The 17028-nt window shown below is 74.1% G+C and carries 2 protein-coding genes; both read right to left on the bottom strand.

Annotated elements, in window-relative coordinates; genetic code table 11:
- Positions 1-125: 125 nt before the first annotated feature.
- On the bottom strand, positions 126-16571 hold the full coding sequence (locus K1J60_RS40325; protein ID WP_220650536.1) for a non-ribosomal peptide synthetase: 16446 nt from the start codon (positions 16569-16571) through the stop codon (positions 126-128).
- Positions 16568-16861, bottom strand: a complete 294-nt coding sequence (locus K1J60_RS40320; protein WP_220650535.1) for an acyl carrier protein — start codon at positions 16859-16861, stop codon at positions 16568-16570. Before K1J60_RS40320 ends, K1J60_RS40325 begins: the two co-directional genes overlap by 4 nt.
- Positions 16862-17028: the final 167 nt, after the last annotated feature.

The raw sequence follows: 17028 nt of genomic DNA, 5'->3' as shown, positions 1-17028 counted from the left end.
GAGCCGGGAGGCGCTTCGCCTCCCGGCGGAGGGGAGTGGGGCCACGGTTCCGGCCGGTGGTCCGGGCGGTGTGGCTGGTCATCAGGTCGATGTGGAGGGCGGCAGGCCGGTCCGCACGGCTCACCTCACCGTTCGACGAAGGCCCAGTAGCGGGAGATCGCGGCCGCGTCGATGTCCGGGATCGCGACCGCCAGGTCCCGCAGTCGCTGCAGTGTCCTGTCGTTCTCGAACTGCAGGGTCGGCTGCCGTGGGTCCGGCGCCGTCCTGGCGTGCTCTTCGAGATACGCCTGGTAGGGCAGGATCGGCAGGTCCTGTCCCTGTTCGCTCGCGCGCCGCAGACGGCGCAGCCACTCGGTGAGCGGGACCGCTTCGGTGACCGTCCCGCGCATCCGGTCGTACCCGCTCATGAAGACACCGGCTCCGACCGTGCGCGGGTGGTGGAGGTGGTGCACACGGGCGGTTCCGGTCCCCGTCAGGATCAGCCCCACGACGGCGCGGGCCAGGACGTCGACGGGGAGCAGCGCTTCCTCCAGATCCGGTCCGGCCGGATAGCAGCCGAGCGCGGCGCAACTGGTGAGCAGTCGGGAGAACATGTCGTCCGGACTGACGGCACCGGTGGCGGTGTGGGCCCAGATGCGGCCGAGCCGGTGGATGCCGCCGGCGGCCCCCCGCGCGAAGGCACGCTCCACCAGCCGGTCCGCGACCCATTTGCTCGCCGCGTAGCCGTTCCCGAACGGGTGCCTCTCACCGTCGATCGGTGAATCCTCGCTGACCAGCCGGGAGTTCCGGCCGAGCCCGAACACGCCGAGGGTGGAGAGGTGGTGGAACGCCTTCGGCCTGCCTTCGGCGGCCAGGCGCAGCAGGGTTCGGGTGCCCTCCACGTTGGCCGGCTTCAGCCGGTCGTACGGCGAGAGGTGATGGACGTGCGCGCCGCTGTGCACGATCGTGTCGACCCGCTCGCGCAGCCGCGCCCGTTCCGAGGGGTCGAGGCCGAGGTCCCCTGCCGCCAGGTCACCCCGGACGACATGCAGCCGCGCTTGGTCCGGCGTGGGCCTGAGGTCGATGCCGTAGCGCCGCAGGGCCCCGGTCAGCCGCTCGCCGGCCTCGGCGTCGGTCCGCCCACGGACGAGGCAGTGCACGCGCGCCGAAGTCCGGTGCAGCAGCTCTGCCAGGAGGAAGGCTCCGACGAACCCCGTGGCCCCGGTCAGCAGAATCTCTTGCGGGCCGGCGGCGTCCGGACCGGCATGCGGCGCGTCGGGCGGACCGGCGGGGGACTCGGCGGATGTGAAGCGCAGGGCGGGACTCAGCTCGGCTTCCGAGTCCGGCACCCACGACGCGGCGTGCGGTGCGCCCTCCGCGAGGTGGCGGGCCAGTCCCGCCGGGGTCGGTGCTTCGAGAAGTGCCGACAGGCTGAAGCGGATCTCCAGAGCCTCACCGATCCGGCCCGCCAGCCGGGTGGCGAGCAGGGAGTGACCGCCCAGTGCGAAGAAGTCGTCGTCGGCGGAGACCTCGGGCACCCCCAGCACCTCGGCGAACAGCCCGCACAGGAGGGCCTCCCGTTCGGTCCGCGGCGCCCGGCCGGTACCGGCGGCGGTGTCCGGTGGGGCGGGCAGTGCCCTGCGGTCGAGCTTGCCGTTGGCGTTCAGCGGAAGCGCGTCGACCCCGACGAACGCGGACGGTACGAGGTGGGCGGGGAGGACGGTGGCGAGCCGGTCCTTCAACTCGTCGACCACCGACGGCTTTTCGGCGACGACGTACGCCACGAGCCGCTGGTCGCCAGGACGGTCCTCGCGGGCGATCACGGCGGCTCGCGCGACCCCGTCGAGCGCGGTCAGGGCGGCCTCGATCTCGCCGGGTTCGATCCGGTACCCCCGGATCTTGACCTGGTCGTCGACGCGGCCGGCGTACTCCAGGACACCGGCACGGTTCCAGCGGGCCCGGTCGCCCACCCGGTACATCCGGGTGCCGGGCGGACCGTACGGGTCGGCGACGAAGCGTTCGGCGCTCTGGCCGGGCCGTCCGGCGTAGCCGCGGGCGAGTCCGGCGCCTGCGAGGTACAGCTCGCCCCACACCCCGTCGGGGACGGGCTGGAGGTGGTCGTCGAGGACGTACACGCGCGCGTTGCCGATGGGGCGGCCGATGGGCACCGGTCCCGTGCCGAGGTCGTCGTCGGGTTCGAGGCGGTGGACCACGCAGCCGACGGTCGCCTCCGTGGGGCCGTACTCGTTGACCACCACGGTCTCGGGATGCCTCGCGCGCCACGCCCGCAGGGCGCTGCCGTCGAGGGCCTCGCCGCCGATGACCAGGTTCCGCGCGTCGCCGACGCGGTCGGGCAGGGACTCCAGCAGCCGCAGATGGCTCGGGGTGACCTTGAGCAGGTCGGGGGTCCCGGTGTCGTGGTCCAGGTCCGCGAACCGCACCCGGCCGCCCGTGATCAGCGGAGTGAACAGCGTGGTCACCGGCATGTCGAAGGCGAGGGAGGTGTGCACCAGGGACTCGCCGGTCGCGGCCGGGTACATCGCCACCGCCTCGCTCAGGTAGGCGGCGAGCGATCCGTGTGCGACGACGACCCCCTTGGGGCGGCCGGTAGATCCGGAGGTGTAGATCAGGTAGGCGGCCTGGTGGGGGTGGACGGGCAGGCCCGGGTCGCTGTCGGGGAGATGGTCCAGGCCGGCCGGGAAGGTCTCCTCGTCGAGCACGATCCGCGCCGCCGAGTCGGCGACCAGCGCGTCGATCCGTGCCCGCGGGTTGGCCGGGTCGACCGGCAGATAGGCCGCTCCGGTCTTCAGGATCGCGAGCAGGGCGACGACCACCTCGGGGCGGCGCGGCAGCACGACCGCGACGACGCTCTCCGGTCCGGCCCCGAGCGTGATCAGGTGCCGGGCGAGCCGGTTCGCGCGACGGTTCAGTTCGTCGTACGTCAGCGCCGTGCCGTCCGCGACGACGGCCACCGCGTGCGGGGTGCGTGCCACCTGCGCCTCGAACATCTCCGGCAGCGACGCCTCGGGCAGCGGGCCGGCGGTGTCGTTGCGCCGGACGAGGGTGTCCTCGCGTTCGGCGGGGGTGAGCAGGGGCAGCGTGTGCAGGGCTCGCGCCGGGTCGGCGGTCACCTCCCGCAGCAGGCGCAGATAGCGGGCGGCGACGCTCTCGGCGGTGGCCCGGTCGAACAGGTCCGAGGCGTACTCGACCGATCCGGACCAGCCGCCCTCGCGGGTCTCGACGAACGTCAGCGACAGGTCGAACTTGGCGCGGTCGCCGGGCACGTCCCCGAGGGTCACGGCGAGGCCGGGGAGGGTGGGGGCGACGGCCTCCTGGTTGACCGTCAGCATGACCTGGAACAAGGGGTGCCGGGAGCGGGAGCGCGCCGGGTTGAGGACCTCGACCAGTCGCTCGAACGGCACGTCGGTGTGGTCGTACGCCGCCACGTCCGCCGCGCGCACCCGGTCGAGCAACTCCTCGAACGTGGGGTCGCCGGAGGTGTCGGCGCGCAGTACCAGGGTGTTGGCGAAGAGCCCGACGAGGCCTTCCAGCGCGGTGTCCGGACGGCCCTCCACGGGTGTGCCGACCACGATGTCCTCGCCGGCGCCGAGCCGGGTCAGCAGGGTGACGAGCGTGGCGTGCAGCACCATGAAGGCGCTGGCGCCCCGGTCACGGCCGAGCGCGTCGACGCGGCCGCGCAGTGCGGCCGGCACGGTGAAGGGCACGGTGCCACCGCGCTGGGAGGCGACGGCGGGCCGTGGCCGGTCGGTCGGCAGGTCGATCTGGTCGGGCACGCCGGCCAGCTCCCGCGTCCAGAACTCGATGCGCTCCGCGGGCAGTTCGCGCTCCCACAGGGCGTAGTCGGCGTACTGGAGGGGCAGCGGGGACCAGTCGGGGGCGTGGCCGGCGAGGCGGGCAGCGTAGGCCGTGGAGAGGTCCTCGGCGAGGGGCCGCATGGAGGCGCCGTCGCCCGCGATGTGGTGCAGGAGCAGCAGCAGCGCGTGCTCGCGTTCCCCGTCGGTGAACAGCTCGGCGCGGACGGGCGGTTGGTGGTCGAGGGAGAACGGCGTCCGGGCGGCCTGTGCCAGCCCCGCGGCGAAGTCGTCCGCGGCGTACGGCCGGACCGCGAAGCGCGGTTCGGTGTCGACGACGATCTGGTGCGGCCCGTCCGGTCCGTCGGCGATCACCGTGCGCAGTACTTCGTGCCGTCGGACCAGGTCGCCGAAGGCGTCCCGCAGGGCGTCCCGGTCGAGGGTGCCGGTCATCCGCAGGACGACGGGGATGGTGTACGTCTGCGCGGGACCGTCGAGCCGGTCGAGGAACCACATCCGTCGCTGCGCCGCCGACAGGGGCACCCGCTCGGGCCGTTCCCGGCGGACCAGCGGGGGCCGGGAGGTCCGCGTAGGCCGGTCCGACAGCAGGTCCGCGAGTCCGGCGACGGTGGCGTGCTCGAAGACCTCCCTGAGGGACAGCTCCGCTCCGAGGTCGGCGCGGATCCGGTTGACCAGGCGGGCGACGAGCAGGGAGTGGCCGCCGAGGCGGAAGAAGTCGTCGTCGGCGCCGACGTCGGCCACCCCGAGGACGGCGGCGAAGAGGTCCGCCACCTGTCGTTGCAGGCCCTCGGCGGGTGTCCTGCCCGTGCCCTCGGCGGTGTGGTCCGGCGCGGGCAGCGCCTTGCGGGCGATCTTGCCGTTGGCGGTCAGCGGCAGCGCGTCCAGGGGGACGAAGGCGGAGGGGACCATGTAGTCGGGCAGGGCACCGGCCGCCGCGCCGCGCAGGGCGGCCGGGTCCGCCGGGTGTCCGTCGCGCGGCACGACGTAGGCGACGAGGCGCTTGTCGCCGGGGGTGTCCTCGCGGACGACCACGGCGGCGGCGTCGATGCCCGGCTGGGCGGTGAGGACGGCCTCCACCTCGCCGAGTTCGATGCGGAAGCCCCGGATCTTCACCTGGTCGTCGACGCGGCTGACGAACTCCAGCCGCCCTGCCGCCGTCCATCGGGCCAGGTCGCCGGTGCGGTACATCCGGGTTCCGGGCGGGCCGAAGGGGTCGGCGACGAAGCGTCCGGCGGTCAGGCCGGGGCGGCCGTGGTAGCCGCGGGTGACGAGGTCGCCCGCGACGTACAGTTCGCCGGCGGTGCCGACGGGTGCCGGGCGCAGCAGCGCGTCCAGCACGTACATGCGTGTGTTCCAGGCGGGCGTGCCGATGGTGACGACGCCGGGGGGCACGGGGTCGCCGGGTTCGATGCGGAACAGGCTGCAGCCGACGGTGGTCTCGGTCGGGCCGTACTCGTTGAGGACGGTCACGCCGGGGTGCCGGGAGCGCCAGGCGTCCAGGACGTCACCGAGGAGGGACTCGCCGCCGAGGACGAGTTGTCCGCACGGGGAGTACTCCTCGGGGACCGCGCTCAGCAGATGCAGATGGGTGGGGGTGGCCTTGACGAAGTCGGGCCGGGTGACGTGGGCGTCCTGGTCGGGGCCGCTCGCGGTCCAGCGGACCAGTTCCACGGTGCCGCCGCAGATCAGCGGGCCGAACATGCCGGTAGCGGTGAGGTCGAAGGAGACCGGCGAGTGCACCAGGACGCGGCGGCGCAGGCTCTCGTACTCGTGGGTGGCCCAGGCCAGGTAGGCGACCAGGGAGCGGTGTTCGACGACGACCGCCTTGGGTCGCCCGGTGGAGCCCGAGGTGAAGATGACGAAGGCGGTGTGGTCGGGTCGGCGGACCACGGTGGTGAGGGGGCCGCAGGGGCGTGGCCGGATCTCCGGGTCGTCCGTCGGCACGACGGCCGCGGTCGTCAACGAGGCGACCCGCTCGGCGAGTTCGGCCGTGGTGACCACGGCGACCGGTGCGATGTCCCCCAGCATGAAGGCGAGGCGGTCGTCCGGGTGGGCGGGGTCCAGCGGCAGATATCCGGCGCCGGTCTTCCAGACGGCCAGCAGGGTCACGGGGACGTCCTCCGAGACCGGCATCAGCACGGCGACGTGGCGCTCCGGGCCCGCTCCCAGGTCGAGCAGGTGCCGTGCCAACCGGCCAGCACGGGCGTCGAGTTCGGCGTACGTCAGCTCGGTGGTGCCGAACACGACGGCCGGCGCGTGGGGTGTGCGGGTCACCTGGGCCTCGATCAGGTCCGTCAGGGTCCGCGTCGGCACCTCGTGGGCGGTGCTGTTCCACTCGGTGAGCAGCAGTCGGCGCTCGTCGGTGCCCACGAGGTCGAACTCCCCCACCGGGCGGTGGGGTTCGGCGGTGACGGCGGTGAGCAGTCGGGTGAACCGCTCGGCGATACGGGCGGCCGAGTCGCGGTCGAACAGGTCGGTGGCGAACTCCAGGAGGCCGTCCACCCCGCCCTCGGGCCGCTCGACGAGGAAGAACGACAGGTCGAACTTGGCCGTGGGTGACGCGACCGGCCGCACGCGTGCCGTCAGGCCGGGCAGGTCGACGGCGAGGTCGAGGGCGGTCTGCTGGTCGGCGTCGCTGAAGTTCAGGCCGGTCTGGAACAGCGGGTGCCGGGCGGTGGAGCGGGCCGGGTTGAGGGCTTCCACGACCCGTTCGAACGGCACGTCCTGGTGGGCGTAGGCGGCGAGGTCGGCGGCCCGTACCCGGCGCAGCACCTCGGTGAAGTCGGGGTCGCCGGTCAGGTCGGTGCGCAGGACGAGGTTGTTGGCGAAGTAGCCGATCAGGGGCGTCAGGGCGTCGTCGGTGCGGCCCGCGACCGGTGAGCCGATCACGATGTCCTCCCCCGCGCCGAGCCGGTGCAGCAGGGTGGCCAGGGCGGCGTGCACGACCATGAAGACGGTCGTGTGGTGCGCTCGGGCGAGCCGGACCAGGGCCTCGTGGACGGCGGGCTCGACCGCGAAGGGCACCGTGTCGCCGCGGTGGGTGGGGACGGCGGGCCGGGGCCGGTCGAAGGGCAGTTCCAGTTGCTCGGGCAGCCCGGCGAGCGTCGTCCGCCAGTGGTCGAGCTGGTGGGAGAGGACGCTGTCCGGGTCGTCGGCCGCCCCCAGCGACTGTCGCTGCCACACCGCGAAGTCGGCGTACTGGAGCGGCAGTCGGGCCCATTCGGGTGCCTCGCCCCGGCTCCGGGCCGCGTACGCGGTGGTGAGGTCGCGGGCCAGCGGGGCCATCGAGGCGCCGTCGCCGGCGATGTGGTGCAGGACGAGGAGCAGCACGTGTTCGTCCCCGGCGAGGTCGAACAGGGTGGCGCGGAGCGGTGGTTGGGCGGTGAGGTCGAACGGTGTGCGGACGGCTTCGGCGAGCCGCTCGCCCAGCGTGTCCTCGTCGGTGCGGACGACGGTCAGTGGCGGCACGGAGGGCAGGACCACCTGGTGGGGGCCGTGCCCGTCCTCGGCGAAGACCGTGCGCAGGCTCTCGTGCCGCCCCGCCAGGTCGTCCAGGGCCGCGGTGAGCGCGGCCACGTCGAGGGCACCGCTCAGCCGCAGCGCGACGGGCAGGTTGTACGTCGGGGACGGGCCCTCGAAGCGGTGCAGGAACCACAGTCGTTCCTGCGCGTACGACAGCGGCAGGCGTCCCTCGCGCGGCCGAGGTGCGATCGCGGAGCGGCGCGGGCCGCCGGGGTCGAGCCGGGCCGCGAGCCTCGCCACGGTCGTGGCCTCGAACAGCACCGACAGTTCGAGGTCGGTGTCGAGGGCGGCGCGGATGCGGCTCGCCAGCCGGGTCACCAGCAGGGAGTGGCCGCCGAGCGCGAAGAAGTCGTCGTCGATCGAGACCTCGGGCACGCGGAGGACCTCGGCGAACAGGCCGCACAGGATCTCCTCCTGCGGGGTGCGCGGGCCGCGGCCGGTCGTGCGCGCGAGGTCGGGGACCGGCAGGGCCGAGCGGTCGAGCTTGCCGTTCGGGGTGAGCGGCAGCGTGTCCAGGGTGACGATCTGGGCCGGGACCATGTACTCGGGCAGTCGGGCGGCGAGCCGGTCGCGCAGGTCGTCGACGTCGACGTCGACAGGAGCGGGGGCCGAGGCCGAGGCCGGGGCCGGGGCGGCGGGGACCACGTACCCGACGAGCCACTGCCCGTGCACGGCCGCGGCCGCCCGGGCGACGGCCGGATGGTCGGCCATGGCGTCCTCGATCTCGCCGAGTTCGACGCGGAACCCGCGCAGCTTGACCTGGTTGTCGGCGCGCCCCAGGTACTCCAGCTCGCCGTCCGCCGTCCAGCGCGCCACGTCTCCCGTGCGGTACATGCGTGCTCCGGGCGGCCCGTACGGGCTCGCCACGAACCGCTCGGCGGTCAGCGCGGGCCGGTCGAGATAGCCGCGGGCCAGTTGGACGCCCTCCACGTACAGTTCGCCGGGCGCGCCGGGGGCGACCGGTGCCAGCGTCGCGTCGAGGACGTAGGCGCGGGTGTTGGCGACGGGACCGCCGATCAGCACGGTCTGGGTGTCCGCGGGCGCGGCCCAGGCGGTGACGTCGACGGCGGCCTCGGTCGGACCGTAGGCGTTGAGGAGCACGGCGTCCTCGTCCGCCCCGTCCTCGTGGAAGCGGCGGACCAGTTCGGCGGGCAGGGCCTCGTCGCCGGAGACGACCAGGCGGACGGAGTCCGGCAGCCGGGTCTCGGCCAGATAGGCGCCGAGCATGGAGGCGCTGAGGTGCACGACCGCGACGGACTCCTCGCGCATCAGCCGCTCCAGATAGAGCGGGTCACGGTGGCCGTCGGGCCGGGCCACGACGAGGGTGCCGCCGTACATGAGGGTCCAGAAGACCTCCCACACCGACACGTCGAAGCTGACCGGCGTGGACTGCAGCACCCGCTCGCCCGGGGCGAGCCGGTGGTCGCGCTGCATCCACCACAGCCGGTTCGCCATGCCCGCGTACGTGTTGACCGTGCCCTTGGGGCGGCCGGTGGAGCCCGAGGTGTAGATGACGTACGCCGCGTTGTCTCCCCGGGCCGTCACCTGCGGGTTCTCGTCGGGTCCCTCGGCGTCGGGTGCGATCCGCTCGAAGCCGTCCGCGTCCCGGTCGGAGATCAGCAGCCGGGCGCCGGAGTCGGCGAGGATGTACGCGATCCGGTCGGCCGGGTAGCCGGTGTCGATCGGCACGTACGCGGCGCCCGCCTTGAGCACCGCCCACAGGGCCACGATCAGGTCGACCGAGCGCGGCAGCATCACGGCGACCCGTGACTCGGGTCCGACGCCCCGCTCGCGCAGGGCGTGGGCGAGCCGGTTCACCCGGGCGTCGAACTCGCCGTACGTGACGCTCTCGCCCTCGAAGCGGATCGCCTCGGCGTCCGGGTTCCGGAGCGCCCGGGCCTGGAGCAGTTCGACCGCCGAGGCCTCGCCGTCGAAGCGGACGGTGGTGTCGTTCCAGCCGTTCAGCACCAGGGCGCGGTCCTCGGTGCCGAGGACGTCCACGTCGGAGAGCCGTCGGCCGGGGTCGGCGGTGACGCACTCCAGGACGCGGACGAACCGGGTCGCGAAGCTCTCGGCGGTACGGCGGTCGTACAGGTCGGTGGCGTACTCCAGACGGCACAGCAGCCCGCCGTCCCCGTGGACGTGGCAGTCGAAGTGCACGTCGAACTTGGCGGTGCCGCTGGTGACCGGGCCGGGGTCGGCGGTGACGCCGGGCAGGTCGAAGCGGGCCTCGGTGAGGTCCAGCCAGGCGAGCATCACCTGGAAGAAGGCGTGCCGGGAGCGGGAGCGCTCCGGGTTCACCTCCTCCACCAGCCGTTCGAAGGGGACGCCCTGGTGGGCGTAGGCGGCCAGACCCGTCTCGCGGACGCGGACGAGCAGCTCCTCGAAGCTGGGGTCGCCCGAGGTGTCCATGCGGTAGACGAGGGTGTTGATGAAGACGCCGACCACGTCGTCGAGGACCGAGTCGGGCCGGTCGGCGATCACACCGCCGAGCGGGATGTCCTCGCCCGCGCCGAGCCGGGTCAGCAGCAGCGACACGGCCGCCTGGAGGACCATGAACGGGGTCGTGCGGGTGCGGCCGGCCAGGTCCAGCATCCGCCGGTACAGCTCCGGGGCGACGGGGAACTCGACGTGGTCCCCGCGGTGGGTGGCCACCGCCGGGCGCGGCCGGTCGCCGGGGAAGGTGACCTCGGGCGGCAGCCCGTCCAGGTGCTGCTTCCAGTACGCGATCTGGCGGGGCAGGTCCGCGGCGAGCGTTTCCCGCTGCCAGATCGCGAAGTCCGGGTACTGCACGGTCAGTTCGGGGAAACCGGGTGCCGTGCCGCCGGTCCGGGCGCGGTAGGCGGTGGTGATGTCCTCGGCGATCGGGCGCAGCGAGGCGCCGTCCGCCGCGATGTGGTGCACGACCAGCAGCAGGACGTGGGTGTCGGGCCCGGTCTCGTACAGCGTCGTCCGCAGGGGTACGTCGCGCGTCAGGTCGAAGGGGCGCCCGGCGTCGGCGGCGAGGTCGGGATCGGCGTCCCGGACGAACTCCGTGGTGTAGCGCGTCTCGGGCGGCAGGACGACCTGGTGGGGGCCGTCGGCGTCCTCCGGGTAGACCGTGCGCAGCGCCTCGTGGCGGGCGACGAGGTCGGCCAGCGCTCCGCCGAGGGCGTCGGTGTCGAGGGTTCCCGTCAGCCGGATCGCGAGGGGGATGTTGTACGTGCCTGAGGCACCCTGGAGGCGTTGCAGGAACCACATGCGTTCCTGGGCGAAGGACAGCGGGACGCGGCCGGGCCGTTCCTCGGCGGTGATGCGTTTGGCCTGCGGGGCCAGCCGGGTCAGCCGGTCGGCGACACCGGCGACGGTGGGGGCGGCGAACAGGTCGCGCAGCGACAGGTCGACGCCGAACTCGTCGCGGACGCGGTGGACCAGCCGGATCATCAGGATCGAGGTGCCGCCGAGCGCGAAGAACTCGTCGTCGACGCCGACCCGTTCGACACCGAGGACCTCCGCGACGATGGCGCACAGTGCCTCCTCCTCGGGCGTGCGGGGGTCGCCGCCGCCGGCGGGGGCCACGGGGGCGGGGCCGGTGTCCGCGTGCGCGGTGCCCATGACGAGCAGCCGGTCCTCCGCGCTCACCTCGATCAACTCTGCCGCCCGGCGGTCGAGTTCCGCCGCCGCGCCGCCGAGCAGGCCGGCCAGGAGGTCGGCGAGGCGGGTGACGGCCCTGGTGTCGAACGCACCGGCGAGGTGGGAGAACCGCAGCCGCAGCCGTTCGCCGGGGAACACGGAGAGCGTGACCGGGTAGTGGGTGCGTTCGACGAGGTCGGCGTGGGCCAGGCGCAGTCCGCCGGCCTCGATGCCGTCGTCCATCGGGTAGTTCTCGAAGGCGACGACTGTGTCGAACAGCGCGTCGAAGCCGGCGGCGCGGGTCAGCTCCGCCAGCGAGACGTGCTGGTGGGCGTGGAGGGCCCGCTGTTCGTGCTGGAGCCGGGCCAGCAGCGCGGCGAGCGTCTCGTCCCGGTCGATCCGCACCCGGACCGGCAGGGTGTTGACGAACAGCCCGAGCATCGACTCCGCGCCGGGCAGCTCGGGCGGGCGTCCGGAGACGGTCGCGCCGAAGACCACGTCGTCACGGCCGGTGAAGGCGCTCAGCAACAGCCCCCACAGGCCCTGCACGACGGTGTTGAGGGTGAGCCGGTGTGCCCGGGCCGTCGACGTCAGGGCGTCGGTGAGCGTCTCGGGCAGGACCACCTCGTGGACGTCGTGTCCGTCGGGGGTGCGCTCGGCACGGGCGAGCAGGGTGGGTGCCGTCAGACCGGCGAGCCGCTCCCGCCACACCTCGGCGGAGGCCTCGCGGTCCTGCCGGTCGAGCCAGGCCAGGTGGTCCCGGTACGGGGCCGGCGGAGGCAGTTCGGTGCCGCCGTACAGGGTGAACAGTTCGCGGACGAGCAGGGGCAGGGACCAGCCGTCCAGCAGCAGGTGGTGGTGGGTCAGGACCAGACGGCGGTCGCCGAGTGCGGTGAACCGCAGCAGGGGCGGCCGGACGACGCTGAAGCCGCGGGCGCGGTCACGGGCGAGGAAGGCCTCCAGGTCGTCCTCGTCGCGCTCCTCCCAGGGGACCTTCACCTCGGCGGGGACGACCTGCACGGGGGCGCCCGTCGAGCGGCTGCGGAAGGCGGACCGCAGATTGGGGTGGCGGTGCAGCAGGGCGGTGGCGGCGGCCCGCATCCGCTCGGGGTCGAAGGGGGCGTCGGTCTCCAGGACGAGCTGGCCGACGTAGGGGTCGTCGGGCTCGTACAGGGCGAGGAAGAGCAGGCCCTCCTGGAGCGGGGAGAGGGGCAGGACGTCCGCGGCGCCGCGGAACCTGTCCAGTTCCTCCTGGGTGATCCGGACGAGGGGCACGTCGGAGACGGTCAGCCCGCCTCGGGTGTGCGGGGCGAGTTCGGCCAGGGCCCGCGTCCACGCGTCGGCGAGGGCGCGTACGTCGGTCTCGGTGAGGACGCCCGAGGGATAGGTCCACTCGGCGGTCAGCTCGCCGTCGCGGACGTGCGCGTCGATCTGGAGGGCGTGGGTGAGCGCGAGGTCGTCGTCGGCCAGCAGCTCCACGGCGGCCCCGCCGTCGGCGAGACGCCAGCCGCCGAGGTCCTGTGCGTCCAGGCGGCCCAGGTAGTTGAAGGAGATCTGCGGCGTCGGCAGTCCGGTGAGCCGGTCGCGCAGCAGGTCGTGGCCACGTCCGCCGTGCGGGATCGCGCGCAGCTCCTCCTTGGTGCGCTTGATCAGCCGGGCGTCCGTCGCGGTGCCGGGGCCCAGGCGGACGGGGTGGACGCGGGTGAACCAGCCGACGGTGCTGGACAGGTCCATCCCGTCCGGGAGGTGGTCGCGGCCGTGGCCCTCCAGGTCGACCAGGACCGGGCCCTCGCCGCGGTGGCGTTGTACGGCCGCCGAGAGCGCGGCGAGCAGGATGTCGTCCGGGGTGGCCCGGTAGGCGGCGGGCAGGGTGCCCAGCAGGGTGGCGGTGAGCTCGGCCGGGACGGTGACGGTGACCGAGCGGGCGGTGCCGTGGACGTCTTGGGCGGGGTCGAGGGGGCGGGTGCCGAGCACGGGCTCCGGGGTGGACAACAGGTCGGTCCACAGCGGGAGTTCGTCGACGGGGGCGCGGAGGTGTCCGGCCCAGCGGCGCAGGGAGGTCCCGGGCGGGGACAGCTCCGCCCCCGCGAGCGCCTCGGCGAGGTCGGTCAGCAGGATGCGCCAGGACACGCCGTCGACGACCAGGTGGTGCAGGACGAGCAGCAGCCGGCCGGAGGCGAACCACACCGCCCGGACCATCACCCCGTCGTCCGGCGACAGCGCGCGCCGCGCGGTCTCCTTCTGCCCGGCCACGTCCTCGTCGCGGGCCCGGCTCAGGCACTCCTCGGCCCGTACCGCGCCCACGGGCCGGATGTGCCTCCCGCGCATGCGCAGGGCGTCATGACGGTCGAGCACCTGCTGCAGGGCGGCGGTCAGCCGGTCGTACGACAGTCCCGGGTCGGTGGCCAGCAGGAGGGACTGGGCGAAGCCGGCCGTGGAGCCTCCGCGTTCGGCGAGGCGGCGGGCCATCGGGGTCTCGGGGAGTTCGCCGACCGGGTCGTCCTCGGCCGGCAGGGTCGAAGGGGCCGTCGGTGCCGTAGTCGTCGTCGTTGCCGCCTCGGCGGCGGTGGCGAGCCCGGCGACGGTCGGGTGGTCGAACACGTCCTGCGGTGTGAGGCGCACGCCCTGGCGGCGGGCGCGGCCGACGAGCTGGATGGCGTGGATGCTGTCCGCGCCGAGGGCGAACAGGTCGTCGTCCACGCCCAGTTCGGGGCGGTGGAGAAGTGCGGCGGCGATCGTGTGCAGGGTGTGCTCGGCGGCGGTCGCGGGGGCCCGTCCGCTCACCGGCCGGGCCGGGGCGGGCAGGGCGCGGCGGTCGATCTTGCCGTGGGGTGTCACCGGGATCGTGGGCAGCACGAACACGCTCACCGGCACCATGTGGGCGGGCAGCCGCCGCACGAGATGGGCCCGGGGGTCGGTCCGCGGGGCGCCGGTGACGTAGCCGACGAGCTGCCGGGCGCCCGCGGCGGAGTCGTGGACGAGGACCACCGCCTGTGCCACGCCGGGCACCGACGCCAGGACGGCCTCGACCTCGGCGGGCTCGACCCGCTGTCCGTTGATCTTGACCTGGTCGTCGGCGCGTCCGGCGAACTCCAGGGAGCCGTCGGCGCGGCGGCGCACCAGGTCGCCGGTGCGGTACATGCGGCTGCCGGCGTCCGGGCCGTAGGGGTCGGCGACGAACCGCTCGGCGGTGGCGCCGGGCCGGTCGAGGTAACCGCGCGCGAGCTGGACGCCCGCGAGGTACAGCTCACCCGTGACGCCGTCCGCCACCGGCCGCAGGGCCGGATCGAGCACGTAGGCACGGGAGTTGTGGGTGGGGGTGCCGATGGTGACGGGCTCGCCGGGCCGGCAGGCGTGGGAGGTCGCGGTCACCGAGAACTCGGTGGGCCCGTAGGAGTTGTGCAGTCGGGCGCCGCACTCGCGGTGGAAGCGGTCGGCGAGCCCGTCGGGCAGCGCCTCGCCGCCGCAGCTGACCATGCGCAGCGAGGGGGTCGGCACGTACTCGTCGAGGAAGGGGCCGAGCATGGCCGGGACGAAGTGGATGACGGTGACGCGCTCGTCGCGGACCAGCCGGGCCAGGTAGGCCGGGTCGCGGTGGCCGTCGGGGCGGGCGACGACGAGGGTCGCGCCCCGGGTGAGGGTCCAGAACACCTCCCACACCGACACGTCGAACCCTACGGGCGTCTTGTGCACGACCCGGTCCGCCGGGGTGAGCCGGTACTCGTCCTGCATCCAGGCGAGCATGTTGGCGATGCCGGCGTGGGTGACGACGGTGCCCTTGGGCCGGCCGGTGGTCCCCGAGGTGTGGATGACGTACGCGGCGTGGTCCCCCCGCGGGACGACGCCGGGGTTCGTGTCGCTCTCGCCCTCGCCCTCGCCGAGGGAACGCACGGTGTCCTCGTCGATCACGAGCGCGGGGCGGGAGTCGGCGATGAGGTGCGCGATCCGGTCGGCCGGGTAGCCGGTGTCGACGGGCACGTACGCGGCGCCGGTCTTCAGCACCGCCCACAGCGCGACGATGAGGTCGAGCGAGCGCGGCAGCCGCACCGCGACCCGCGACTCCGGTCCCACGCCCTTGCCGCGCAGGGCGTGCGCGAGGCGGTTCACGCGGGTGTTGAGTTCGCCGTACGTCAGCCGCTCGCCCTCGAAGACGACGGCCTCGGCAGCCGGGTCCTGGGCCTCGAAGAGCTCCACCAGTGAGCGCGGGTCCGTGGCCCGGCCGGTGGCGTTGCGGGCGTGGAAGCGCTCCCGCTCCGCGTCGTCGAGCAGGTCGAGGGCGCCGATGGGCAGGTCGGGGCGGTCGGTGGCGGCGGTGAGGAGGCGGGTGTAGCGGTCACGGTGGGCGGCGGCCGTCCCGGGGGTGAAGCGCCCGGGGTGGGCGTTGACGGTCAGCTCGATGCCGTCGCCGGCCTCGGGATCGCCGAACGCGTGCAGGGCGAGGTCGCGCACCGGGCCGGAGGCGAGCTGGTGTGCCGTCGCCCGGACGGGGCCGAAGGGCAGGTGGGCGGAGGCGAAGGAGAGGACGTTGACCGACGGGCCGCTCAGGGTGCCCGGGTGGGCCGTGGCGGCGAGGGCGCGGCGCAGTTCGTCGTGCGGGTAGCGCTGGTGGCGGGTGGCCTCGGCGAGGCGGGCGGCGACGCGGTCCAGGAGTTCGGTGAACGTGGTGGAGCCGTCGACGTGGATCCGCAGCGGGACGTCGTTGACGAGCATGGCGGGCGTGGACAGGGCCCGCGGGCTGAGGCGGGCGGCCATGAACACGCGGACGACCACGTCGTGGGCCCCGGTGACGCGGTGGGTGTGGGCGACCATGGCGGCGATCACCGGCAGGGACCAGCGTGACCCCGCGAGTCCGCGCATCCGCGCGGCGGTGGCCTCGGGCAGACGGCCGGTCGCGGAGGGGAGGCTGGGCGCGAGTCCGGTGGCACCGGAGGCGCCGGAGGCGAGTGCGGGTGCGGTCGCGTCGGAGCCGGAGTCGGAGACGGGGCCGGTGACCGCGGAGCCGAGCTCGGTGGAGTCCGGCAGGTCGGCGAACTCCCGTTGCCAGTAGGCGCCGTCGCGCTCCCGGCGGGCGGACTTGAGGTAGGCGTGCTCCTCGTCCAGAACCTCGCGCAGGGTGCCGAATCCGCTCGGGGGCGGCTGTTCGCCCGCCGCCAGCGCCGTGTAGACCTCCAGCAGGCGACGGCAGTGCAGGACCTGTCCGTAGCCGTCGAGGAGGATGTGGTGGTAGCGGAAGTGCAGCCGGTACCGGTCGGGGCCGAGCCGCAGCAGGGTGTGTTGGAAGAGCCGGTCACCGGTGACCGGCACCGGCCTGGCCAGATCGGCGTCGGTCCAGGCGCGGGCGGCGGCGGCCGGGTCGGCCTCGCCGCCGAGGTCGAGGTACTCCAACTCCCCCTCGATGGACGGGTCGACGCTCTGGTGGACCGTCTCCGCGTCCTCGTGGAAGCGGACGCGCAGGGCCTCGGTCTCGGCCACGGTCCGCCGCACGGCACGGGTCAGCAGGGCGCGGTCCACCGGCCCGGGGACGTCGTAGTAGATGCCGCAGGTGTACAGGGGGCTGTCGGGTGCGAGGCGCTGGGCGACCCACACCCCGTGCTGGGCCGCCGTCAGGGGCAGGGCAGAGTTCATCGTCGGGCCTGCTTCTCGTTCGTGCCCGCCGCCGCTGTCGGCTGCCCGCCCACCAGGTCGGACAGCGCCGCGCTCAGCGCGTCGACCGTGGGGTGGTCCCAGGTCAGCGCGTCGTCGACGGTGACCTCGAACTCGTCCTCGATGTCGGCGGTGATGGCCAGCGCCGTGAGGGAGTCCAGGCCGTAGTCGGCCAGCGGTACGGACGTGTCGATGTCCTCCGGCGATCGGCGCAGATAGGTGGCCACACGCGCGGTCAGCCAGGTGTGCACGTCTCGGTTGCCAGCGGTCATGAGGGGGTCTCTTTCTGAGCGGGTGGGTGAGGAGGGAACGAGGGCACCGGCGCGGGGCGGCGAGCAGCCGGGCGCGGCGACGGACCCCGTGGCGGTGGCGGCGCGATGCCGCCCGTCACGGGCGGGTGGCCGGCGGTCGGCGTACGGCCCTCGGCGAGCGGGGCCTC

This window comes from Streptomyces akebiae, assembly GCF_019599145.1.
Lineage (GTDB): Bacteria > Actinomycetota > Actinomycetes > Streptomycetales > Streptomycetaceae > Streptomyces > Streptomyces akebiae.
This window is presented reverse-complemented; position numbering and strand designations above follow the sequence as displayed.